We start from the raw sequence: 23,886 nt of genomic DNA on the forward strand, positions 1-23,886 counted from the left end.
TTTACCCGCCATTGTGAAACGGTGACGTGAGGAACGCACTCAATGGCCACGACCAACGACCAGTCATCCGAGACGATTAACGACCTGAACCTCGACGCCCTCTTTTCGACCATCGACGCCGTGGACGACGACCACGAACTCGGCGAAGTCACGTTCCGCGCGGAGACGGTGTGGACGGGCGGCGTCGCCTGTGAAACGCGCGTCAGTGACTTCGACCACGCCGGGGAAACCGTCGACTCTCCAGAGTTCGTCATCGAGGGTGACGAACCCAAAGAACTGCTCGGCCAGCGCTCTGCGCCGAACCCGGCGGAGTTGCTGCTCGCCGCCCTCGGGTCCTGTTTAACGGTGAGTTATGCCGCCCACGGCGCGGCACTCGGCGTTCAACTGGAGAGCCTCCGGTTCGAATTCGAAGGCGACATCGACCTGCGCGGATTCCTCGGCCTCTCCGAGGAGGTTCGCAACGGGTTTGACGAAATCGAAGTGACGACCTACCTCGAAGCCGACGGAACCGAAGAAGAACTCGAAGAACTCAGAGACGCTGCGGAGGGCGCGTCGTCTATCATGGACAACGTCACGAACGCGGTGACGGTTTCGACGGAACTGGTAACGAAGTAACGGGGAAGCCGACCCACCCGTCCGCTGTCTGTCTTTTTCGCTATCGTCCGCTGCCCGCACGTCTCCGCGAGAGCTTTCTCGACGATGTGCGCCCGGGTAGTTCACCGAGACGGTACAGCGAGTAGGCGCCCGTGCCCATGACGAACAGGACGATGGCACAGAGCAGGACGACGACGTTTTTCCACCCCGGTCCGGCTGTCGCCATGGCGACGAGCATCACGGGCAGGAGCGAGATAGCGGCGAGTCGCCCGGCGATACCGAACGCAATCATGACGACGGCGGCGACTTCGACGACGCCGACGACGAGGACGAGTGCTGCCGGGACCGGGAGGCCGAGTGATTCGAAGAATTCAGCACTCCCACCGAAGTCGAGAAACTTCGAGACCGCAGGCATCGTCAATATCCCCACCAGGATAGCTCGCACCGGAAGCGGTGCCAGTTCGGTGAAACGAGTTCGCATAGAATTACCTGCGAACTAATGTAAATTCATTATATTGTTGCTAAGAAACGTTTAGGAGCAGGCCTAAGGTTTGCTTAGGGACCCCACAAGACCGTTCAATCGTCGCCAATCGAGGAAATCGCGCCCTTGATGCCAGCGGTCGTGTCAGCAGACTTTTTCGTGATACGCCACCCGGTTAGCCCCATCGTGACGAGGATGAGTGGCGAGAGGAAGCCAAGGAAGTAGTACGGGCCGTACCCCTGGAGGCCCCACGACCCTGCGAACGGCGCGACGCCGAACACGCCGGTCATGTAGATTGCGCCTGCGTTCCACGGGATGAGGGCGCTGGTCGTCGTTCCGGCCGCTTCGATACCCCGCGAGAGGTTGCGACTCTCGAGGTCGAAATCGTCGTAGAGCCCCCGCAGACTCATTCCCGGGACGACGATGCTCATGTACTGCTCTGCGGCGAGGATGTTCATCCCGAGCGCGGAGGCAGCGGTCCCGATAGTGAGGCCCGCAACAGACGTGATTGCTTTACTCAGGTGGTGGGTCAGCACGGCGATGATGCCCGTGCGTTCGAGAATCCCACCGAGCGAGAGGGCGGCGACGACGATGATGATGGTCCACGCCGAGTCGCCCACTGCGCCGCCAGAGGAGAGCAAGCCGTTTACGAGTTCGGAGCCAGTTTCGGGGGACGTGCCGTACATCGGCACTTCCCAGGCGGCGATGAAGTTGTCTACGGTGAGCGCTCCCTGCAAGAAGAACTGCGTGAACACGCCCGCGAAAATTCCCGCACCGAGGGCCGGAAGCGCCGGGAACCCGGAGAGGGCGAGGCCGAAGGTGATGAGCAGTGGCAAGAAGACGAGTGGGGTTAGATTGTACGTCCCCGCGATGGCCGACTGGATTCCGCCGACGCTCTCTGCGGGAATCGAGCCCGCGGCGTTGAGACCGATGTAGGCGTAGAGGACGAGCGAAATTGCCATCGCGATGGAGGTGCCGACGCGCATGGTCCGAACGTGGGTCATGAGGTCGGTGTTCGTCACCGCGGCGGCGAGGTTCGTGGTGTCGGAGAGTGGTGAAATCTTGTCACCCGTGTACGCGCCCGTGAGGACCGCGCCGGCGGTCATCTGCTCGGGGACGCCGAGGCCCGCACCGATGCCGATGAACGCGACGCCGAGCGTCCCGGCAGTGGTCCACGAAGACCCGATTGCGAACGCAACGACAGCGGCGAGCAGCGCGGTCGCGGGCAGGAAAATCTGCGGGTTCAGGATGTCCAGCCCGTAGTAGATGAGCGCGGGAATTGTTCCCGAGCCAGTCCACGTCGCGATGAGCAGGTAGATGATGAAAATTATGAGTATCGCTTGCATTCCCATGCGCAGTCCGTCGACGATTCCCTCGTACATCCGGTCCCACGAGATGCCGATCCAGTACCGGCCCACGAGGCCGGTGAGCACGATGCCCCACAGGAGTGGCATGTGCGCGTCGAGGCCCAGGCCGATGGCCCCGATACTCAGGAACGCGAGCATCCCGACGACGGGCACAAGCGCCTGGACGAGCGTTGGTCGCTCGTCGTCGGGGATCTCGTCGTACGACAGCGGTTCGAATGACAGTGTTGCCATCTCTGATTCCGCTTATTCCCAAGGTGCATATTAACGTATCCATCGTATGCACCTTAGGTATCGAGTGACGCGGGAGTCGATGCCTCTCGCGGGTATTGGTGCCATATTTTGCCCGAGTGAACGGTTTTGAAAACAGTCGTGTTCGCCAGACTAGCGGTCCGGCGTCTGCTCCAGCGTGGCCGCTTCGAATTGGTTTCGCAGTCGCTTCTTGTCGAACTTTCCAGTTGCGGTTTTTGGTACCTCGTCTACGAACAGAATCGTGTCGGGAAGCCACCAGCTCGGATAGGACTGTGCGAGGAACTCCCTGACCTCATCTGCCGTCAGGTCGCTCCCCGGCCGGAGGGTGAGCGTCGCCACCGGGCGTTCCTGCCACTTCTCGTGCGGGATGGCGAAGACGGCAGCCTCCGAAACCCCGTCGTGTTCCATCAGGCGGTTTTCGAGCTCGATGCTCGAGATGTACTCCCCGCCGCTCTTGATGATGTCCTTGTCCCGGTCTACGAGTTCGATGTAGCCGTGTTCGTCCACGGTGACGATGTCACCGGTTTTGAGCCAGTCACCCTCGAAACTCTCCGCCGTCGCGTCGGGCCGGTTGTAGTACTCGCTCACGACGGTCGGCCCGCGAATCCAGAGTTCGCCGAACGTCTCGCCGTCCCACGGCACTTCCTCGCCCGTCGTGTCCACGACGGTCATGTCGAGACTCGGCGTGAGGATACCCTGTTTCGCACGTTTCTCGAACTGGTCTGCTTTCGGCCAGTCGGCCATGTAGGACTTCGGGCGCGAGACGGTCGAGATACTCATCGTTTCGGTCATCCCCCACGCCTGGTCGATGGTGACGCCGTATTCCTCTTCGTACCGGCGCATGACGCCTTCGGGGACGGCACTCCCGCCGGCGACGATGCGTTCGAGCGAGGAGATGTCTGCGTCGTGTTCGTCCAGATATTCGAGCATGGAAATCCATACCGTCGGGACACCTCCGGTGAGCGTGACGCCCTCCTCTTCGATGAGCATGGCGAGCGTTTCGATGCTTGGCGACGGCCCCGGGAACACCTGTTTCGCGCCCGCCACCGTCGCAGCGTAGGGCAGTCCCCACGCGTTGACGTGGTACATCGGGACGGTGTGTAACACCACGTCGGACTCGCCGACGCCCATGCTCGCGGGCGACATGAGCATCATCCCGTGGGCATACAGCATCGACTGGGTGTACTCGACGCCCTTCGGCTTGCCTGTCGTGCCCGACGTATAGCACATACTCCCCGGCCGTTCGGGGTCGAGGTCCGGCCACTCGACGGTCGCCTCTTCTAGGACGAGGTCGTCGAAGGCCGTTACCGGAAGCGCGGTGGCCGGGACGGTGCTGTCCATCACGACGACGTGTTCGACCGATTCGAGGTCGTCCCAGACCCGTTCGACCGTCTCGAACGGCTCGCCGGGGTCCACGAGCAGGATGGTGTCTGCGGCGTCGTTTACGATGTAGGAAACGTGTTCGTCCGGCAGGACGGCGTTGATGGTGTGGAGTTGCCCGCCCGCGAGCGGGACGGCGAAGTAGGCTTCGTAGTGACGGTGATGGTTGTACCCGATGGTTCCGACGCGAGTCCCCTCGAGCGAATCCAGTTTTGTGAGGCCAGCAGCAAGCCCGGCCACCCGGTCTGCGAAGTCCTCGTACGTGTATCGAACGTCTCCGTCCGGTGGACAGGAGACGACCGTTTTCTCGGGAAACAGGCGCGTCGCCCGCGAAAAGAAAGACTGGAGCGTCATGTTCGATGATGGCATACGATACTGACTCACACTTGGCCTATCGTAGCATATAACACGTTGGGTTGCGGCCAATTCTTGTCAGGTATTAATATCTGAAAATTCGCACCATATGACATGGATGATTAACAGTTGTATATGATTTTAGACAAGGTACGTTTATCAACCTCCTCAAGAAAGGTGTGAGCCATGGGAACGATTGAACCACCAGTGCTCGCCGACGAAGATGTGACCCAGGAACTCATCGACGCTGGCGACCTGCTGCCGGTCGGAACACCGTTCTACCCCGGTGAGACCGACATCCCCGCCTATCAGCTTGCATGGGGCATCATCGGCGACGAAGACGGTGAGCCGATTCACGGCGAACCGCTCAACGACGACGCGGAAAAGGAGATCATCGTCCCCGTCGAGGAACCCGGGCCGATGGAGGCACTCGTCTATCTGCTCACCTCCGAGGTCAACTTCAACGACTCGTGGGCCATCGCGGGCGACCCCGTCTCTACGTTCAAGGGTCACGACACGCCGTGGCACATCACCGGGTCGGGCGGTCTCGGGTACGTCGCCGCCGTGGGCGACGCACTCGAAGAACAGGGTCGTATCGAAGTCGGCGACATGGTGAACGTCTACGCCGGGCAGTTCGACCCAATCGACCCGAAGGCGTCGAAGGACCCGATGTTCTCCTCCTACGAGATTCAGGGCTATCAGACGCCCGATGGCTCACACCAGCAGTTCATGCTCGCACAGGGCACGCAACTGTTCAAGCCCCCACAGAACCTGAACCTCACCGAAGCCGGGTCGTACATCCTCACGATGGGGACCATCTACCGCGCCCTGTTCACCACCCTCGACGTGAAGCCGAACTCCAACCTCTTCGTCGAAGGCGCGTCCACGGGGACGGGCCGCGACGCCGTCGTCATGGCCGCGAGCCAGGGTCTCGACGTGACCGGCATGGTTTCGAGCGAGGAACGTGCCGAACGTGCCCGCGAAGCCGGGGCCACCGCGACGGTCAACCGCAAGGACGCGGCCATCGTGGACGCAATGACCGACGTGCCCCACGACCCGGACGAGTGGGCTGAATGGGAAGCAGCGGGCGAACCACTGCTCTCTGCGTTCCGCGACCAGAACGACGGCGAACTCGCAGACTACGCCGTCTCTCACGCGGGTAAACTCGCCTTCTCGCGCTCGTACCAACTACTCGGCGAGGGCGGCCGACTCACCTTCTACGGCGCATCGACGGGCCACGAACTCTCGTTCCTCGGGAAGGGCGGGTCCAGCGACCCCGAAACGATGTTCTCCCGGGCCGAACTCCGTCCCGGACAGTCCGTGCTCGTTTGGTATGGCACGCCCGACGACGTCTCTGGAACGAGCGACGAGATGGCGGAAACCGCAATCGAATCCGCCCTCGGCAGTCGCGCCCGCGTCGCCGTCATCACCGAGACTGACGAGCAGGCCGAGTACGTCGAAGACGAATACGACGTTGCAGGTGTGCTTAGCCTCGAGACGCTCGCCGACGAGAACGATTCGTTCGAGTACATGGATTCATTCCCCGACATCGACGACCCGAGCAACCTCGGGGCCTACATGGGGAAGATGTTCAAGCCACTGGGCATCGCGCTCGGCGGCATCCTGAAGACGCCGAACAACCCACGCGGGAACCCAGACGTCGTCTTCGAGCGCGCAGGGCAAAACACGCTCGCCGTCTCCACAATGCTCTGTTTCCCATTCCAGGGTAAGGTCGTGTTCGCGGAGGAGATGGCCGGCAGTCGATACTCGTTCTACGCGCCCCAGGTCTGGATGCGCCAGCGGCGCATCTACATGCCGACGACCGAAATCTTCGGCACCCACATGAAGAACCCGTGGGAGGTCGCCGAGATGAACGAGGCCATCGAACTCGGCGCCTTTGGCGTCCCGAACACGCATCTGACGGCGTGGGACGACGCACAGAAAGCCCATCAGGACATGTGGGACAACACCCACGAGGAAGGCTCCTACGTCATCAACCACGCACTGCCCGAGGATGGCCTTGAGGACGAGGAAGCGCTCCACGCCGCCTGGGACGAGCAGTAAGGTACCGCGAAATTCGGCCAATTCTTTTTGCGTGTGACACGCTGGCAGCTATCTCCAATGAGTTATCCGTCGTGACCACATAGTAGGCCCGTGAGCGAAGAAGACGGTGGGCGGAGGAACCTCCGCATGCCAAACAGTGACGAGATGTTCGCGGTCGTCACCGAGATGCTCGGTGGCAACCACGTCCGTCTCCAGTGTCAGGACGGAGAGGAGCGACTCGGTCGTATTCCCGGTCGAATGAAGTACCGAACGTGGATTAACGAGGACGACGTCGTCCTCATCGAACCGTGGTCGTGGCAAGACGAGAAGGCCAACATCGAGTGGCGCTACACCAAGCAGGACGCAGCCCAGCTGCGCCGCGAAGGCCACATCCAGTAACACCCCGCCCGACGCGAACGCGGACCGGGTCGTGTGATGGTTCTTTTGAAACTTCGACGACGAGCTACGGCGCTGTCACCAGCGCGATGCGAAAAACAGGGTGAGTGGGTGTGCTCAGTTCCCGACGTCCATCGCGCGCTCGACGACGTCTTTGCTGTAGAGTTCTGCGAGGTCTTCGTGCTGGTCGGACCGATTTTTGTACACGTCCTGGAACAGGGTAATCGGCGTCATCGCCGCCTGATAGGTTGCCTCGTCCCACATGCGGTCTTTGCTGATGTCGACTTCAACACCGTCGATGACGATGGTCGCAGATTGCGTAATCGCAATTGCGCCCCGTCCGGCGTCTTTGGCGGCTTCGAACTCCTCCATGGAGTCCACGATGTCGTCCATGCTCGGGACGTAGACGGTCAAGTCGAGCAGTTCTTCGCGCAGTTCGTCTTCGGAGAGGTCCAGTTCGTCGCCGCTGTGGCGGAGGTGGTAGCCCTCGTCCGTCGTCGAAAGCGAGATGCGGTCACCGCTGTACGTCCAGCGGTCGCCGTCTCGTTCGAGTTCGAACTGCCGGTCGCCGAGTTCGATGTGCCAGCTTCCGTTTTCGGGCGGCAGCGGCCCCTTGTTCGCCTCGATGACCTGACCGGGCGTGAGCGACCAGATGCCGAGCATCCCTTTCGCCTGGTTCTCGGTCATGCGCTCGCGGTAGCCCTCGACGTCGCGGATATTGTCGTAGGGGCCGTCCACGGCGATGAGGCCGGCGGCGCTCGCCCCGCGAGAGGTGTTGTGGCGCAGTTCTGGCCACGGCGGCAGCGCACCCGTCGGGGTGATGGCACGCATGTCCTTCGTGTAGTCGACTTCGCCGTCGACCAGCATGAACAGGCGTTCTAAGTTGTTCGTGGGCTTGCCCATCTCTTCTCTGAGTGTGCCCATGGCCAGTTCTGCCTGTCCGCTCTCGATGATGACGGACATCTTGAGGCTCCCCTCTTCGAGGCCGTGTTCGGTTTCGACGATGGTGAAGAACTCGTCTGCCTTCTTCCAGTCGTCGATGTCACCGACCTCGGGGATGACGAAGCCGTCGATGTTCTCGATGGCTCCGTTTTCCGGGTCGGCGATTTCGAGCATGTGTTTCAATCCCTGATACCGGGTCGCGGGGCTGTCGCGGTGCCAGACGACGCGGGGGTGAATCTCGCCGGGGAAGTCTGCGCCTTCCTCTGCGACGACTTCGACGATGTTCCGTGCACCCTGGTCGCGCATGGAGGGTGCGGTGGCGTCCTCGTTGTCGGGGACCCAGACGTCGGGGGCTTTCATGCCGCGGAGTTTGATGGCGCTTCGAAGCATCTTCGCGGAGTCTTCCTCGCCTTCGACGGCCGTCGGCGTGGTGAAGAACGTCCGAACGAATTTCCGTGCGTGTTTGCGTTCTGCCATGTGTGTGTGGTATGGTGTGTCGTTTGTTAAAATACTATGTCGAGAGTCCGACTAAAAAACGAAGCCCACGGGTGTCCGAAGGCGGTTAGTCGTCGCTCTCGGCGAAGCCTTCAGAGGACTCGATGCGCTCGCGGGCCAGTGGGTCGAACTGCTTTTCGATGTTCTGGTACCGCGGGACGTTCGAGAGTTCGTGGTGGCTCTCGGTCGGGTGACCGATGTACTTCTTCTCTAAGTCGAACTGGGCCTGCTCGTCGTTTTCGGCGAGGTTCTTCATGTCCTCGTAGGCGGCGTGCGCGCCTGAGTGCAGGGCGAACAGGGTGATGAAGATGTACTTGTAGCCGAGGTCGCCGAGTTCCTGGAAGGTGAGTGGGTCTTCCTGCTCGGACCACTTGAACGACGACGAGTAGTTGAACGCGAGCTTGAGGTCCGGGTGGGTCTCGTGGATGGTCTCTGCGTACTTGACGGCGTCTTCACGGGACGGGTCGGGCATCTCCGGCCAGACGATGTCGACGCCAGCGTCGGCGTAGATGCGACCGCGCTCTAAGTGTTCTTCCCAGTCGCCATTCGCAGAGCCGTAGGCGTCGGTGCGGGCGATGATGATAGTGTCTTCTGACTGCTTTGCGTCCACGGCGGCCTCGAAGCGAGCGCGCGCCTCGTCGCGGGAGACGATTTGCTTGCCAGCGATGTGGCCACAGCGCTTTGGCGACACCTGGTCTTCGATGTGGACGGCGGCGACGCCGGCCTTCTCGTACTCGCGGACGGCACGACGGACGTTGTGGATGCCACCGTAGCCGGTGTCACAGTCGGCGATAACCGGGAGGTTCGTCGCCTCCACAATGCGCTTTGCGTTCTCGACCATCTCGGTCATGGTAACCATCTCGAGGTCAGGGAAGCCAAACTGGCCGAGGACAGTCGAGTAGCCGGACATGTAGGCGGCGTCGTGGCCAGCCATCTCGGCGAGACGGGCGTCTAAGGCGTGGTAGAGGCCGGGGGCGAACACGAAGTCCTGCTTGTTCAGCTTCTCTCGAAGCAGTCGGGCCTTCGGGTTGTCGATGTTTTTGATGTCGAAATTCGTGTCGGTGATGTAGTCTTCTAGCATTGGATTAGTCCTGGAGTTGTGTTTCGAGTCGTTCTAACTGCGCACGGAGTGCTTTCAGTTCCTCGTACAGTTCGGTCGGCGTGGGTTCGCTGTCGGCGTCTTCCGCCGTCACGTGTGGCACGAGTGGTGCTGTCAAGTCGTCGTGGTCGGGCATGCGCGTGGACAGGGTGGTTTCGCGGGATGGTCGTCGCGCTGTGCGGACCAGTGGTGTGCCGCTCCGTGTACAGTCATGATGTGTCACTACACCACAGCGAACTACGAGTCAATAAAAAAACTTTATGATTTATAATGTTAATATTCTATAATCGCATTGGAATCATTAGACTCCTCCAATCAATATAAGTGACAAACCGTGACAGACTACCCAGTGGCACGGCTCGTCGGCTATCGATTACGGAAAAACTGCCGCCTTCAGACCGAAAGCTCGGTGTCCAGTTTCGGCGCTTCGAACAGCGCCTTCGCCTTTCGCGCTGCCTCGGTCGTCGCTTCCTTGTGATTTTCGAGTAACACCGTTTCGCTCGGGAACAGTTGTTCGCCGAGTTGGAGGCCGTATTCGCGGGCGGTCGAACCGGTCACCGTGAGGTAGACGCCGAGCCCGACATCCGCGATTGCCGCTTCTTCCTCCTCGCTCTCGTTGGGGTAGCAAAACGTGACGTCCTCGATTGCCTCGGTTCCGAGAATCGCCTCCACGAGTCGCTCGTACCGCGGCGAGATGCAAAGCGGTCCCTCGTGGGCCTCGACGAACTCGTGGCCAAGTGGCACGTCGGGGATCGCCTCGCGCATCTCGGGATGGACGAGCAGCGTGTGATACACGGTATCACCAAGTCCCGTGACGACGCGAACGTCGGTATCGCGGGGACTGATTCGCGCGTTCAGGTCGGCGATGCTCGCGAGCGGTTCCTCGCGCAGTTCGACGACCTCCTCTAAGACGAGGTCTGCGCTGTCGAAGCCGAGGGCGAACTCGTGTTTTCTGAGCGCCCGAAACGGTTCCTCGCGGCCGACGAGCTGGACTTCCACGTCGCCGACGGGGACGGTGACGCTGTCGAAGACGATGCGCCGTGGCATCGCCTCGCGGTCGTCGCGTAGCAGCGTGAACTCAGGTGCCTCGTCGGCTGCGAGGTCGCTGTAGGACGCCAGTCGCTCGTAGACGGTTTCGTCGGTGGACTGGTTTCCCTTCGTGATGGCTTTCTCGTAACGCAGCGTAGAGATGACGTGGTCTGCAACGTCGTCGAACGGTGCGGTTTCGTCGAGTTCTCGGGTACGGGCAGCGAGCCGTTCTAAGACGGCTTCCAGGGGACGGCCCTTGCGCGGCACGGCGACCGGAATCGTCTCGGTCATTGTACGCACGCAAGGGACTGGCTCTAAAACCGGTTGCGGTTGTTACTCGCCGTTCCCACTCCCGAACACACCGGCGAGTTGGTTGCGCCACTCTTTGATTTCGGCGACCGTCTCCGCGAGCGCCGCCTGCTCTGCTCTGAGCGAATCCAGCCGTTCCTCGTGGGTTTCGGCCAGTTCGGCGACCTGTTCTTCCTGTTGGGCGACCACGTCGTCTATCGTGGCGTCGAGACGGCTCACGTCGTCTTCGAGTTCGTCTACGTCACCGCGAACGTCGAGGACGTCTTCTTCCACGGTGGCGAGGTCGCCGCGAATCGTCGCCGTATCCTCGTCTAAGTCGTCGATATTGTCGCGCAGTTCGAGGGAGTCGTCTTCGAGCGTCGAGATGGCGCGCTCGTTCGATTCGATGTCGAGATTTAGGTCTCGCAGGTCGTCGTTGACGTTCGCGAACTCGTTTTTCAGGTCGTCTAAAAGCTGGCGACCCGGCCCGTTCTCGTCGATGAACTCCTCGAGTGCCGACGTGTAGGCGACGAGGTCGGCCACCTGCGACTGGAGGTGGTTGATTCGCACGTCTTTGCTGTCGTCGCGCTCCGCGATGTCCAGTTCCTCGCGCAGGACATCGAGGTCGTCACCCGAAACGCGACCCTGTCGAATTTCGGTTGCGAGTGCGGCGGCGACGCTTCCTGGCATGACCGACGGGCCGCTTCGGTCAGACTCGGACGGACGCGCAGCGGGCGTGGCCTCGCCGTCGATTGGGTCGTCTGCGGCGGCCGGTTCGGGGGCCGTGGCCGGGTCAGCCGGTTCTTCGAGGTCGATGGGTTCGGGCTCATCCTCCTCTCCTTCTTCTGTTTCCGCTCCGACCTCCGGTTCCGGCACGTCGATGGGTTCCTGGTCTGTGTCTTCCGACTCCGCCCCCGGAACCGTCTCCGACGTACCCGCGAGCACCTCACGGACGACTTTGCTCTTGTCCTCGCCGACGACTTCCTCGACGTCGGCTTCGCTGTCTACGACGACGAGTTCCGGTTCCGCGAGAAAGGCTTCGATGCCGTCACCCTCCACCTCGCGGATTCCGTAGACGGTGGTGTAGGATTCGCCTGCACCGAGGGTTCGTTCGAAGACGATGTGGTCGTCTGCGACCGTCCAGTAATCGGCCCCGAAATCCGGATGGAATCCGAGGTCGTCTTTCGACACCGTCTCGGGCGGATAGTCGATTACGCGAACCAGTACGTCGTCGTCTCGGTCGGACTCGACGACGAATTCGATGGCCGGAACCGGAAACTTCTCCGCCTGATAGGCTTTCGTTATCGTGACGTCTCCGAGCGAGACGGCGACCCCGTCGGATGCAGGCGCGTCGTTCATGCAGAGAAATCCTCCGCCAGCACACATAAAACTACCCGGGATATTCAGTTAAAAATATAGGTACTCATCTCACGAAACCGCTCAGAGGGAGACGCAGTCGCCGATTTCGACGAGTTCGAGTCGTTTCGGATACTCGAAACTCCGGATGTGTGGGTGAAGCGTCGTCGGGTCTGCGGTCAGCCCTTTCCACATGTCCCAGTGGCTCGGCAGTAGGCGGTCTAGCTGCAGTGCGCGGGCCGCCTCGACGATCTCGTTCTCGTCCGAATACCACTTCTTGTGCGTCGGCTTGCGAGTCTGTTTGTCGGGAATCATCCCGTCGGACCCGAACGCGAGCACGCCGAGGTCGATGTCGTACTGCTCGCCGACGCGCTCGAATTTCTCGTCGGGTTTCGAGTCGCCGCCGTGGAAGAACGTTCCAGCGTCGTGGGAGATGACGTAGGAGACGGGGTGTGTCGAATCGGGGTCGTGGGCCACCTCGACGGTGATGTCGAACTCGCCGACGGTGATGGTATCACCCTCGGCAACTTCGTGGAACTGACTCTCCGAGACGTCCCACTCGTCGGTCCAGCCCTCCTCTTGAGCCACCGCGAGGCTGTCGTCGGGAGCGTACATCGTCGCCCCCGTGTTCGCGAGGATGGGGGCCTGGCTCTCGCCGTGGACGTGGTCCGTGTGTTCGTGGGTGCAGAGCAGCGCGTCCGCCTCTTGTACGTCCTCAGGGTCGAACGGAACCGGAACCATCCGAGTCGTCCGGCCCGGGTCGCCCGTCCCGAGATACGGGTCGATGAAGATGGTCGTTCCCTCGTTGCCTTTCAGGATGAAGCCATTGCAGCCGAGGTACCAGATGTCCACACCCTCGGGGTCCGCCGCCGCGACCTCGTTCGGGAGCCAGTCGCCCCAGTCTGAGTGAATCATGTGCCACACTGTGCCCACCACCGGCCTAAACGTGTCGTCTCTCCGCCCACGCCGTGTGACGCCAGAACAAAGAGGTCGCAGGTTCTCAGAGACGGGTAATGGTCTCCGTTCCCTCTGGACTTCCCCTCTGGCAACTCGCGATTGCCCTTGCGGTTCTCGTCTCGTTCGTTGCGGTCTGGCTCCTCGACCGTCCGAACGGTCGGTGGGGTGCAACGCTGCGTAAACGATTCGTCCTCGGCGTACCGTGGGGAACGCTCCTCGTCATCCTCGGCGTCCTCGCGGTCTATCTGTTCGTCCAGCGCGGCATCGACGACTGGTACAACCCCCTCGTCATTCCCTTCCGGGCGTGGTCTTACCTCTATCCACTCGGCCTCGTCGCCGCGCCGTTTTCTCACGCGAATTCGGGCCACCTGATGGGGAACCTCATCGGGACGCTCGCACTCGCACCCCTCGCCGAATACGCGTGGAGTCACTACCCCACCAAACGCGGCACGCAGACGTTCACCTCGCTTCGAACGAACCCCTTCGCCCGCATTCTCGCGTTCGTCGTCGCCGTCACCGTCGTCGGCATCTTCACCGGCCTGTTCGCGCTCGGTCCGGTCATCGGCTTCTCAGGTGTCGTCTTCGCCTTCGCGGGGTTCGCACTCGTCCGCTACCCGCTCTCTACCATCATCGCGCTCTCGGTGAGCAGCGTCTTCAGCCTAATCTATAACGCGCTCAGAATGCCCGTCTTGGAAGCGCAGGCCGGACCGAGTTTTCAGTCGCCATGGTGGGCTTCTATCGCGATTCAGGGCCACGCCCTCGGACTGTTCGCCGGCGTCGTCCTCGGGGTGTTGCTCCTCCGTCGGCGGTCCGTCCGCCCGAATGCCCTTCGGCTCTGGCTCGGTGCGCTCCTCTTTTCGGTCGGGCAGGGCCTCTGGGCGGTCTACTGGTTCCGCGGCTCTGAGACGTTCGTCCTCTACCGGGCGCTCGGGACGGCGCTGGTGTTCGCCCTCGCGGTTCTCATCGCCGCCGGGGTGACCGCTTCTGACCGCCCGCTCGTCGGGAACATCGACCTCTCCCGGTGGGAGACCGCCGCAGGCCTCCTCGTCCTCGGCCTACTGCTCATCAGCGTGCCGACGGTTCCGGTCAACTTCACCACCGTGGACGACGCGACGGCTCCGGGAATGAACCCCGTAGACGTACGCGACTACTCCATCTCGTACGCTGAGGACGTACCCAATCAGATGGTGTCGGCAGTCAACATCAGCGCGTTCAACGAGACGACGCGAGTGAACACCTCAGGGGTCATCGTCATCAGCGAGGAGAGACACATCTGGACGACGGCGGTGACCAGTGGGCGATTGGCGTTCTCCGGGCAGGAAACCGTCCGGGTGGGCGGGGTCGGCTGGCAGGAGACGGTCACCGTGACCAGAGACGGCTGGACGGTCGCCGGTAACTCCGCTGTGTACAAGATTCACCTCCAGCGCGGCGGTGCCGACAAGGTGCTCGCGTTCACCTCTGACGAGTCGCGAGCGGACCTCACGGTATCCAATCGGAACATCACGTTCACCCCCTCGCGGACGGGCTACGACGTCATCGTAACCCGTGGAAACGATACGCTCGAACGGGCGTTACTTCCCGCCCCGAACGAGTCGGTCGCGGTTGGCGGCCTGGATTTCCGCCGGACCGACGACAAAATCTACGTGAGCGACAACGGGACGCGCATCCAGGTGGCGGCCCGCGAGACGTACAACCGCTAATTACCACTCGATGCGGAACACTTCGGTGTCGAGCGTCTTCGACGCCTCCGTGTGGAAGTCAAACTGTTTTGGCACGTCAAACGCCGCCTGAAAGGCGTGGGTGACCTCCCCGCCGTGGTCTTCAGCGAACGATTCGACGAACTGCTTGCTGCCGGCGTTGTGGACGGAGTATGAGACGGTTGCAATCTTCGCCGCCGTTTCGAGGAACGCGCGGTCTGCGTGGACGTTGTCGTCCTGTGCGCCAAACGGCGGGTTCATCACAACGGTTGTCTCCTCGTCGGGGCACAGCGGGAGGCGCGTCGCGTCGGCGTTCACCCACGCGATGTCCGTTCGGGTGCCCACTCGGTTCTGGTTCGCCCGCGCCGTGCGCAGCGGTTTGGGGTCTACGTCCACGCCGACGACGCGAGTCGGCCCGCGGAGTGCGGCGGCGAGCGCGAGCATCCCCGTACCGGTGCCCAAATCGACCACGAGACGGTCCTCTACGTCGCCCTGAAGGTCTGCAACGTGAATGAGGTGGGCTGCGAGGTCGGGGGGTGTGCGGTACTGTTCGAGGCTCGTTTTCGGCCGTTCGAACCCGGCGACGACCGCCAGTTGCTGTTCGAGGGCGCGTTTCGTTCCCATCAGAGGCTGGTTTTGCCTGTCACCTCAAGGGTGATTCCCTCTCGGTCCGCCCGCTCGCGGCAGGCGGCGAGTGCGGGACGGACCTTCTCCGGGTTGGCGACCGACTCGATCGTGAGCGTGACCGTCGTCGCGCCGAGGAAGTCCGCCACGCGCACGTACTCGCGGACGCGGTCGCTTTCGCGCTGGGTGGCGAGCGAGCAGTCCTCGTCGAACGACGCGGACAGGCGGATGCGAGACGGTGAAAAATTTTGCTCGCGGAGGGCGCGTCGGAACGTGCACAAGTAGTCGGAACTGGTCGATTCGAGTTCGGTCGCGTCGATCGTGACCGAAACGGCGTCGTCTGGTTTGCAACAATCGAGTGCTCGGCTGACGTCTGGAGTGGCGCTCATTACAAGTCCATTCCCCCTAGACATACTAATAGTTTTGTGTATGCACAGTAGTTATTCCCGTGCGAGTTGGACTCACTGTCGGTGCCGCGTCTTCTCAGCTACGCTGAACGTATCGGTGTCTGACCGATACGCGTGGCTTTACCGGCCGCTCTCGTACCTTCTCTGATGGACGACACTGTCAAGCTGAACCACCTCGACGCGCTCCTCGACGAACTGTCCTACCCGATTTCACGGGCCACAGCCGTCGAACGCTGCGGAGACGTGACGCTCCAACTCGCGGACGGCGAGGAGAACCTCGGCGAACTCCTCACGCACTCGAACGACGAGCGGTTCGAGTCGCGCGACGACTTGCGAAACGAGATTCTCGGCCTCTTGCCCCAGCAGGCCGTGGGCGAACCCTACCAGTCGGAGGGCGAGGGGTAACTCACGGCGTCGAAACCTCCCTCACGACGCCGAGGACGTCCCAGTCGTTGTCCCCGATCTCGTAGCGTCTGACCGTAACCGGTGCCCATCCCGTCTCGTCGAAGGCCGTCCGAACCTCGAAGCGAACCGCCGAATCGTCACGAGGTCGCAGTTCGAGTCGGAGTCGCTCTGACGGGACGAACTCGATTGGACCGGCCGTCCCCGCGATAACTGTTCCGTCGACCAGCGTCAGCCGGACCCCAGCACCGAGTTCGAGACCTCCGAGGCGCTCTGCCTGCCGTGAAACTCCCTGTCTGGAGATTCGCTCTTCGTCTATCTCCTGCTTGAAAAAGTCTGCCTCCGTGACTGGCGTCAGGCCATCGGCTTCGAGCCTGCGGTTTTCCTGGACGACGCGCATGCTCAACAGGCGTTGAATCTCGCGCAATCGGAATCCAATGGTGCGCAGTTCGACGTCCGTTTCCGTCCGGTGCAGCCTCGCTGTTTCCCCACTTCCCATACGTAAAAATACGAGGTTTGGGCGGATAAATCCCGCCTTCCGGGCGACTACCAGGTGCCGTGGAAGGTGTCGAATTCGAGTTCGTCGAGCGGTTTTTCGCCGATGGCAATCTCGTACTCGCCGGGCGTGAGCATCGGCTTGTTGAACCGGGGCCCGTCGTCGGTCGTGATACGCGGACAGCCCGTGTTCACGTAGGCGTCGAAACCGAAGTTGAGCAGGCGGTCTGGGGTGACCTCGTCCATCGTGATGAGGTAAGCGTTCTCGTTATTTTCAAGGATTTCCTGGGCGATTTCCCAGCGACCCTGCCCGATTTTGGTACAGAAGATGACGCCCCACGTCTCCGCGTCCATTGCCTTGTGGACGGAGGCATAGCGCTGTTTCAGGAACTTCTCGGTGTCCGCGATGGTGACGACCATGTTGACGGGGTCTGCGATGACCACCTTCTTGTCGGGGTGTTCCATGGCGAGGCCGAGTGGGTGGAACTTGCCGCCGCCGACGTAGAGGACCTGGTCTGCGTCGATATCTGCCGAAGCGTAGTTGCAGCCGAGGACCTGCCCCTCGTGAGTGAGGCGGTCGTCGCCGCGCCGGGTGTGGACGGTGAAGCCCTCGTCTTCTAAGAAATCGCGCATCTCGTCGAAGCGGTTCATGTGCTGGGCGGTGGTGACGAGGCCGACGTCGTCGCCGTCGAGTTCGGCGAGCGCCTCCTCCATGATGGGCGTGACTTCGACGTTGGAGAACAGCGGGACGTAGATAATCTTGTCAGATTCCTTCATCGGCGAGTGACCGAAGTGGACGAACACGTCGGTGCGGCGCATGAGGAAGGTGTCTAAGTCGCACGCGCCATAACACGGCTGGCCGGAAATCATCACGGTCACGTCGTCGGGCAGAAGCTGGCGGAGGTCGTCGGCGACGGCCGGGCCACGGCGTTTGAGCCCTTCTGGGAACTGGAGCCCGACTTTCTTCGCGTCGCGTTCTTCGACCGCCTCGATGATGCGTTCGAGCTCGTAGTCCCACTCCCGGTCGTGTTTGAGACTGAGTCCCGTGTTTCGGAGGTCGCCCTCTGAGTACTCCGATTCGTTGGTCATTGCGGATTCGTAGCGGCTACTGACGTTTAACAGCGGCGTTTCCCCGTCTGACCGTGTGTGAGAGCCTCAGACGCGGGTTAGGCGCGCCCTTCAGAATCGCAGGCCGGACCCAAATTCGTCGGCCTGTCTATAACAAAGGGTAACGGCCGCTGACTCTCCGCCATGGATGACTCTCCACACGACGGGTACGTCCTGCTGATTGATGAACGCCACCGGGTGATGGACCGATGACACAGCCGGGCCTCTCGAAATTTGTCGCTGTGTTGCTCGCGCTCGCACTCGTCGCCACGCCCGGCCTCGCGGCGGCCAGCGAGACGGACTCCTCGACCGAGGAGCAGATTCAAGCGGTGACCGAGGCGTTCGAACGTAACCTGGCGAAACTCGACCAGGACTTCGCCGACCAGCAAGACCGCGATGCAAACGCGTTCGAGGAAAAGCTGGCACGCGAAGCCCGGGCGTTCGAGGACCAGCAGGACCGCGACGCGAACATTTTCGAGCAGAAGCTGGACACGCGAGCGGGGAAATTCGAAGCCCAGCAACAGCGTGACGCCCAGCGGTTCGAATCCGAACTCGCGAAGGCCGCCCGACAGTTCGAAGCCCAACAGGAGCGCGACGCACACGCCTTCGAAGACGCAGTGGACGCGTTAGCCAACGAGTACGAGGAACGGAGCGCCGCCCTCGCTCGCGAGTTCGAGGAAACATACACCGGCGGCGACCCGGCTGAATACGACGCCTACGTGGAGCGCCAGCGACAACTTGAAGCCGAGTACGAGGCCAAACACGACCAGCTCGAAGCCGAGTTCGAAGCCGATCAGGCGGCCAAGATAGCTGCCTTCCAGGCCGAACACGAACAGATGGTTGCTGACTTCAACGAGACGCAGGCGAAGAAGGTCGCGCAGTTCGAGGCCCACACACAGCGGCTCATCGACCAGTTCCGCGCCCACCAGGAGAAGAAGGTCGCGACGTTCGAACGACAACACGAAAAGCAGGTCGAGCAGTTCCGCGCCCAACAGGAGCAAAAAGTGGCCATCTACGAAACGAAGCGCCAGAACCTCATCTCGCAGTACGAGGAAACGATTGCTCGCCTCGAGAATGGGACCGCGTGAGGATCGACGACCTCGATTCCCGACCGCCACGTGTCTGAATTCCGTGAAATTCGACGTGTGAGGGTCACCGCAACCGATTTTTCGCCGCTCCGTGCGGCGAACCTGTCTACAAATTAATCTCTACTTACTGACTTCAATGCCCGAACGACGACATTCACGCTGCCCATAACAAAGCGACCCGCTGGCAGACTTGTTGTCATGATTGGTGCGTCATCCGAGACGAACGTCCCAACGAACGAGCGACGGGGAGGGACGCTGTGACTGCTCCTCGACTTTTGCTACGCCGATTGTTCGTTCTCGTCGTCGTGGCCGCGCTTCTGTTCGCCCCCGGTGTCGCTGTAGCCGCACCGTTCGGCCCGACTGAACAGACGAACGACGTGCAGACGCTTGGCACGTTCTACGACGATGACGACGAAGACGAGTGGGAACGAGACGATGACGATGATGACGACGAATGGGAACGAGACGATGACGACGAGGACGATGACGAAGATGACTATCACTCGTCGGCTCTGAACGCAGGCTCCGCGGACGAAGACGAGAAGGAACGCAAGGAAGCGGAGAAGCAAGCAGAAAAGGAACGTAAAGAAGCAGAGAAGAAAGCTGAGAAAGAACGAAAGGAGGCCGAGAAACGCGCGGAGAAGGAGCGCAAGGACGCCGAGAAGGCACGCGAGGAGGCAGCGAAATTCAAGTCGGAGCACGCGGAGTTCCACGAGGAGGCAAGAGAGGACGCGAAGAAGTTCGAGGACAAAAAGCGCGACAAGATCGGCAAGGCGACCGAGAAGTACGGTGCTGACGCTGAAAAAGTCGTAGACTTGAACGCGAAGTGGGACGAGAAAGCCCGTGAATTCGCCGAACGCTGGGCAGAGAAACACTCGCAGTTCCACGAGAAATGGGATGGCGAAGACAAGCGCGGGCCACCCGAAAAGGAACGGCCCGAGAAGAAGCCAGACAATCGCGCTGACCCAGAACCGGCCGAGCCAACCCCACGCGACGAGGGAATCGAGGACGTGGCGGACCCTGACACCGAGGACCGTGCTGACCCGAACCCAGCGCCAGAGCCGGACCCAGAACCAGCCCCCGAGCCAGAACCTGAGCCGAGCGAGCAACCAGACACGAATACGGGTGACGACGGTCAATCTGACGCCGTCGCTGACCCGGACACGGGCGGTAGTGAACCCGACGAGAGTGCCACCGGTGGCTCGGGCGACCAGCAGTCAGGTTCGTCCGGGGAAACGACCGACGGGGAGCAAGCAACTGGCGGTGCTGACAGTGGTGCGACTGGCGGCGGCGACGCCAGTGACAAGAACCCGAACGACGACAAGAAGGGCGGTACGAACGACGATTCGTCCTCGGACATCGGCCCGGTGACGTCGGAACCCGACCTTCCGACTGTGGTGGAGGACGTCGATGGTGGCGACACGACCCCGGCGGTCGACGACGTGTTCAACCAGCCGCCTCCGCCGCACAGCGAACTGTTCGACGACCAGTACGGCTCGTTCGGGATGAACATCGTCAGCCTCGCGACGATGCTCATCCTCATCGGGGCGCTGCTCAGCGTCGGACTCGTGCTCCGCTACATGGTCAAACCCTGAGCGACAGACGGTCCCCAACCTGTCACGCTATTTTCGCGAGAGAAGCGCGAGTCCAGACCCCACAGCCAGCACGCCCCCGAGACCAGCGGCGGGCGATTTCGAGCCGAAGTCAGTGGGGAGTGGCGTCAGTGGTCCGGTCAGGGCTTTCGCCTGGTGGACGACCCACGGAGTCGTGAGTGGCCTGGGGTTTTCGCTCCCGTGGACCTGCTCCCACAGCCACTCGTCCATCGACTGGCCGGCGACGGCCGCCACCGTCCGTTCGAAGACGGCGTAGGTGACGACGCCGTCGTGTTCGTTGAGTCTGCGCATCACGTCGTCGAGCGACCGCTCCCCGTCGGTGGCGGCGCGGATTCGCTCGTCGAGTTTTGCGAGGGTTCGGGTTCCCTTCGTGTAGGGCACGCCCGGTTCGGTCCACGTCTCCGTGTCCGCGAGCACGGTGTCTTCGTGCCCGGGCCTCCTGACGTACTCGTGGACGGTTGTCTCGCTCACGAAGCCGTGCTCGTGCGCCAACTTCGCGCCGTAGTACTCGGCCGACGCTTCGCGCAACCAGACCATCTCTGAGGCGAGCATGAACGATTGGCGCGTGTGGATGTACTCGTGGAGCCAGACGTTGTTGGGGGTGTCGAGGCGTGACTCAGCGTGGACCCAGAGTTCGTTCGCCCCGAGGAACGATTCGCCGCCGCCACGTGCGGGGTCCGGGAGCGCGAAGATGAGCACTTCCTCTGACGGTGAACCGACGTCAAGCATCGATTCGCTCGCTAGAAGTGCATCGAGAATCGTATCAGGTGCCTGGTCCAGCTCGACGCCACGCGGAACGACCAGTTGCACCGTCGTTTCCGACCCGCGCTGCTCGTAGCGGTCGTGGGCCCCGAGGAACGCGTAGCGTTCCCCAACGACGCCGGGACCGTCTGTCGTAATCGTCACGCCCGGGTCGGTCGGGTCTGAGAAGGGTCGACGGGTGGTGAGCTGTCCATCCTCGTCCCACGACAGTTCGAGGTCGGGAACCGGGCCGAGAACCCAGTCGTCAGCCCGCGTGAATTCAGGGCCAGCGGTCACGCCGTTGGAGTTGGAAATTTCGTATTCGAGGCTGAGTGTCGCGACCGACGACTCGCCGTCCCAGCGGTAGACGCGCCGCTCCCCACGCGTCGTTTCTTCGAGGCCGGAAACCCCGACGACGTCGAACTCGTCACCCGGGTCAACCCAGAGACCCTCTACGGATGCCGGTTCGACCGTGATGTCGTATCGAATGCCGTCGGGTGTTCGAGAAGACGTAGCCGTGAGTGATGGCGACGTTGCAGGGTCCACGGCCACGCCGGCCATCGGCGCGAGCGCTAGTAGAAGCCCTACCAACACCAGCGTCCGCACCCATGCCATTGAGACGGTCATCGACTGTGTTCACTTAACAATTGTGGCAGACTGGACGGGGTTCAAGACCGTTCTGGCCGGCCGAATGTTTTTATCTCAAAGCGACTCACCAAGACCCAATGGCAATCGATTCGCTCGACCTCTTCGTGCTCGCGTCGGTCGGGCTCATCCTCGCTCCCGGCCCGGACACCATCTACGTCCTGACGCGAGGCGTGAGCGACGGCCGTCGGGCGGGCGTGCTCTCTGCGGCGGGCATCAGCACGGGCATCCTCGTCCACACTCTCGGAGCCGTTCTGGGGCTCTCAGTGCTGCTCAAGACCTCTGCTACCGCGTTCGCCGCGGTCAAGTACGTCGGGGCGCTCTACCTCGTCTATCTCGGTATCCAGACGTTCCGCGACGACGAGCCGCTCAGCATCGAGAACGAAGAACAGGCGGGCCACAGCTATCTCCAGGGTGTCGCAATCAACGTCCTCAACCCGAAGGTCGCACTGTTCTTCCTCGCCTTCCTCCCGCAGTTCGTCGACTCGGCCGCCGCAACCGGCCAGTTTCTCGCCCTCGGTGGCATCTACGCGGTGTTGACGCTCGCGTATCTCACCGGTATCGCGCTGCTCTCGGGGCGCGTGCGAACCCTGCTCGCCGCTCGCCCGTCGATAAATCGCGGGCTCCGGTGGGTGACGAGTAGCATCTTCGTCGCACTCGGACTTCGCCTCGCCGTCGGTGGAAGCCACACCTAAGCCAACGTGAAGGTATATTTTTCTGGCGTCTGTTGAGACAGTATGTCACATTTCGTGCCCATCGTTTTCTTGCTCTTTCTCATGAGCCAGAGTTGCTACTTCGTGGCGAATCTGGCGTTTCTCTGGTTGCGCACGACGCCCAGACGCCGTGTCAAAGAGCGGCCGCCCAACCGCTATCGACAGATACACACGCTCGTTCCGGCCTACCGCGAGCGCCGTGAGGTCCTCGAATCGACCCTCGAACGAATCACAGCCGGCGACTACCCGCTCGACCGAATCACCGTGTACCTCATCTACGAAGACGACGACAAGGTGGTGACTTCCTACGCCGACTCGGTTGCCGACTCGCTGCCGGACCTCGACATTCGCCTCGTGGAGGTTCGCAAAGACGACCCCGTCTGGGAGGAGGTGACTCGGCTCCGGTGGACGGGACTCGCCTTCCCACGCGGCAAGGCCCGGGCGCTCACCTACGCGCTCTACAAACTCGACCTGGACGAAGTTGTCACCGTTCTCGATTCGGATACGGCCATCCCCACAGACCTGTTCTCACTCGGCGTCGTGGGACTGGAGGAGTACGAAATCGTGCAGGCAAAACAGACGGTGGCGAACCGACGGGCGGGGTGGCTCCCGCTGCTTGAAGCGATGGGCATCGCCGCGTGGTCACAGAATATCTACGAGCGCGCTGCGACCTGGCCGTATCAGTTGCTCGGGAAGGGCTATTTCATCGAGGCATCGACCCTCTACGACCTCATCGGCTGGGACCCCTACGAGGCGACGGAAGACCTCGCTCTCGGCATCGACGCCTACGCGAAGGGCTATCGACTCGGCATCATCGACCGCTACGTGGAGGACCTCTGTCCACCCAAATCTCGCGACTGGATTCGACAGAAGCGCCGCTGGGTGTCGGGCCCGTACTCGGTGTTCGTTTCGTCGAAACTCTCGGTCGAAGACCGCATTCGCTTCGCCACGTACGCCCTCATCAACCAGGTGACGGCCGTCGTCAACGTCATCGGCGTGCCGACCGGTTTCTACGCGCTTGCCCACCTCGCGCTCTACGGACCGCTGCCGATTCCAGAACCGTTCGGCGTCATCCTCGCCATCAACCTGTTCACCTGGACGCTCTACTCCGTCGACATGTACCGTGCGGCAGACCGTGCCATCGCCTTCGAAAGCCGTGCGGAGAAATGGCGGTACTTCCTCGTCTCGAACCCCTTCACGCAGGCACTCTATTCGACGCTCTGGGCGATTCCCATCCTGCAAGCGGTCAAACTCCGTCTCCAGCGGCGGGCCGTTGGCTTCACCGTCACGCCAAAATAACCGCCCAGACCGGCACTTTCAAACG

Annotated in this window: 23 protein-coding genes; 9 read left to right on the forward strand and 14 right to left on the reverse strand. The window is 61.9% G+C overall.

Going from position 1 to position 23,886, the window contains the following annotated elements; genetic code table 11:
• Positions 1–42: 42 nt before the first annotated feature.
• Entirely contained in the window at positions 43–615 is a 573-nt protein-coding gene (locus P0648_RS08395; RefSeq protein WP_276247722.1) for an OsmC family protein, read from the forward strand.
• A 40-nt stretch (positions 616–655) separates the two neighbouring features.
• Here P0648_RS08395 and P0648_RS08400 read toward each other — a convergent pair whose 3' ends face one another.
• From P0648_RS08400 to P0648_RS08410, 3 genes are all read right to left on the reverse strand, one after another.
• The gene (locus P0648_RS08400; protein ID WP_277503529.1) at positions 656–1,075 is read right to left on the reverse strand and encodes a DoxX family protein; all 420 of its coding nucleotides are present in this window, start codon (positions 1,073–1,075) and stop codon (positions 656–658) included.
• A 95-nt stretch (positions 1,076–1,170) separates the two neighbouring features.
• Positions 1,171–2,673 (reverse strand): Na+/H+ antiporter NhaC family protein, encoded by a 1,503-nt coding sequence (locus P0648_RS08405; RefSeq protein WP_276247720.1) that lies wholly within the window; start codon positions 2,671–2,673, stop codon positions 1,171–1,173.
• Between the two features lie 150 nt (positions 2,674–2,823).
• Positions 2,824–4,440 (reverse strand): long-chain fatty acid--CoA ligase, encoded by a 1,617-nt coding sequence (locus P0648_RS08410; protein WP_277503530.1) that lies wholly within the window; start codon positions 4,438–4,440, stop codon positions 2,824–2,826.
• 171 nt (positions 4,441–4,611) lie between these two features.
• Here P0648_RS08410 and P0648_RS08415 point away from each other — a divergent pair, with 171 nt between their 5' ends.
• Together P0648_RS08415 and eif1A are read left to right on the forward strand one after the other, a co-directional pair.
• The gene (locus P0648_RS08415) at positions 4,612–6,489 is read left to right on the forward strand and encodes a zinc-binding dehydrogenase (protein ID WP_276247718.1); all 1,878 of its coding nucleotides are present in this window, start codon (positions 4,612–4,614) and stop codon (positions 6,487–6,489) included.
• A gap of 90 nt (positions 6,490–6,579) precedes the next feature.
• The gene (gene eif1A, locus P0648_RS08420; protein ID WP_277503531.1) at positions 6,580–6,867 is read left to right on the forward strand and encodes a translation initiation factor eIF-1A; all 288 of its coding nucleotides are present in this window, start codon (positions 6,580–6,582) and stop codon (positions 6,865–6,867) included.
• 114 nt (positions 6,868–6,981) lie between these two features.
• On the opposite strand, the gene aceB is transcribed toward eif1A, so the two are convergent.
• From aceB to P0648_RS08450, 6 genes are all read right to left on the reverse strand, one after another.
• On the reverse strand, positions 6,982–8,283 hold the full coding sequence (aceB, locus tag P0648_RS08425) for a malate synthase AceB (protein WP_276247716.1): 1,302 nt from the start codon (positions 8,281–8,283) through the stop codon (positions 6,982–6,984).
• A gap of 85 nt (positions 8,284–8,368) precedes the next feature.
• Entirely contained in the window at positions 8,369–9,382 is a 1,014-nt protein-coding gene (gene aceA, locus P0648_RS08430; RefSeq protein WP_276247715.1) for an isocitrate lyase, read from the reverse strand.
• Positions 9,383–9,386: 4 nt separating this feature from the next.
• Complete coding sequence (locus tag P0648_RS08435; protein WP_276247714.1) at positions 9,387–9,536, reverse strand: hypothetical protein; 150 nt, start codon at positions 9,534–9,536, stop codon at positions 9,387–9,389.
• A 257-nt stretch (positions 9,537–9,793) separates the two neighbouring features.
• Positions 9,794–10,720 (reverse strand): hypothetical protein, encoded by a 927-nt coding sequence (locus P0648_RS08440; protein WP_277503532.1) that lies wholly within the window; start codon positions 10,718–10,720, stop codon positions 9,794–9,796.
• Positions 10,721–10,762: 42 nt separating this feature from the next.
• The gene (locus P0648_RS08445) at positions 10,763–12,076 is read right to left on the reverse strand and encodes a hypothetical protein (RefSeq protein WP_276247712.1); all 1,314 of its coding nucleotides are present in this window, start codon (positions 12,074–12,076) and stop codon (positions 10,763–10,765) included.
• Between the two features lie 81 nt (positions 12,077–12,157).
• Entirely contained in the window at positions 12,158–12,988 is an 831-nt protein-coding gene (locus P0648_RS08450; RefSeq protein WP_277503534.1) for an MBL fold metallo-hydrolase, read from the reverse strand.
• A gap of 98 nt (positions 12,989–13,086) precedes the next feature.
• On the opposite strand from P0648_RS08450, the gene P0648_RS08455 reads away from it, so the two are divergent.
• The gene (locus P0648_RS08455; RefSeq protein ID WP_276247710.1) at positions 13,087–14,730 is read left to right on the forward strand and encodes a rhomboid family intramembrane serine protease; all 1,644 of its coding nucleotides are present in this window, start codon (positions 13,087–13,089) and stop codon (positions 14,728–14,730) included.
• On the opposite strand, the gene P0648_RS08460 is transcribed toward P0648_RS08455, so the two are convergent.
• Together P0648_RS08460 and P0648_RS08465 are read right to left on the reverse strand one after the other, a co-directional pair.
• Complete coding sequence (locus P0648_RS08460; RefSeq protein WP_276247709.1) at positions 14,731–15,351, reverse strand: METTL5 family protein; 621 nt, start codon at positions 15,349–15,351, stop codon at positions 14,731–14,733.
• Complete coding sequence (locus P0648_RS08465) at positions 15,351–15,740, reverse strand: hypothetical protein (RefSeq protein WP_277503536.1); 390 nt, start codon at positions 15,738–15,740, stop codon at positions 15,351–15,353. The genes P0648_RS08460 and P0648_RS08465 overlap by 1 nt, the downstream gene beginning before the upstream one ends.
• 165 nt (positions 15,741–15,905) lie before the next feature.
• On the opposite strand from P0648_RS08465, the gene P0648_RS08470 reads away from it, so the two are divergent.
• A complete protein-coding gene (locus tag P0648_RS08470) occupies positions 15,906–16,163 on the forward strand; it encodes a hypothetical protein (RefSeq protein WP_276247707.1) in 258 nt (85 codons plus the stop codon).
• A gap of 1 nt (position 16,164) precedes the next feature.
• Here the strand turns inward: P0648_RS08470 and P0648_RS08475 are convergent, their stop codons facing one another.
• Both P0648_RS08475 and dph2 read right to left on the reverse strand, forming a co-directional pair.
• Positions 16,165–16,659, reverse strand: a complete 495-nt coding sequence (locus P0648_RS08475) for a hypothetical protein (protein ID WP_276247706.1) — start codon at positions 16,657–16,659, stop codon at positions 16,165–16,167.
• Between the two features lie 47 nt (positions 16,660–16,706).
• Positions 16,707–17,744, reverse strand: coding sequence for a diphthamide biosynthesis enzyme Dph2 (gene dph2, locus P0648_RS08480; protein WP_276247705.1), 1,038 nt, complete (start codon positions 17,742–17,744; stop codon positions 16,707–16,709).
• A gap of 227 nt (positions 17,745–17,971) precedes the next feature.
• Here dph2 and P0648_RS08485 point away from each other — a divergent pair, with 227 nt between their 5' ends.
• Together P0648_RS08485 and P0648_RS08490 are read left to right on the forward strand one after the other, a co-directional pair.
• The gene (locus P0648_RS08485; protein ID WP_277503537.1) at positions 17,972–18,850 is read left to right on the forward strand and encodes a hypothetical protein; all 879 of its coding nucleotides are present in this window, start codon (positions 17,972–17,974) and stop codon (positions 18,848–18,850) included.
• Between the two features lie 257 nt (positions 18,851–19,107).
• Complete coding sequence (locus P0648_RS08490; protein WP_277503538.1) at positions 19,108–20,445, forward strand: hypothetical protein; 1,338 nt, start codon at positions 19,108–19,110, stop codon at positions 20,443–20,445.
• A 27-nt stretch (positions 20,446–20,472) separates the two neighbouring features.
• On the opposite strand, the gene P0648_RS08495 is transcribed toward P0648_RS08490, so the two are convergent.
• Complete coding sequence (locus tag P0648_RS08495) at positions 20,473–21,819, reverse strand: hypothetical protein (RefSeq protein ID WP_277503540.1); 1,347 nt, start codon at positions 21,817–21,819, stop codon at positions 20,473–20,475.
• Positions 21,820–21,929: 110 nt separating this feature from the next.
• On the opposite strand from P0648_RS08495, the gene P0648_RS08500 reads away from it, so the two are divergent.
• Complete coding sequence (locus P0648_RS08500; RefSeq protein WP_276247701.1) at positions 21,930–22,544, forward strand: LysE family translocator; 615 nt, start codon at positions 21,930–21,932, stop codon at positions 22,542–22,544.
• Positions 22,545–22,586: 42 nt separating this feature from the next.
• Entirely contained in the window at positions 22,587–23,861 is a 1,275-nt protein-coding gene (locus P0648_RS08505; protein WP_277503541.1) for a glycosyltransferase family 2 protein, read from the forward strand.
• Positions 23,862–23,886: the final 25 nt, after the last annotated feature.

Source organism: Haladaptatus sp. DYSN1, from assembly GCF_029489995.1.
Taxonomy (GTDB): Archaea; Halobacteriota; Halobacteria; order Halobacteriales; family Halococcaceae; genus QDMS2.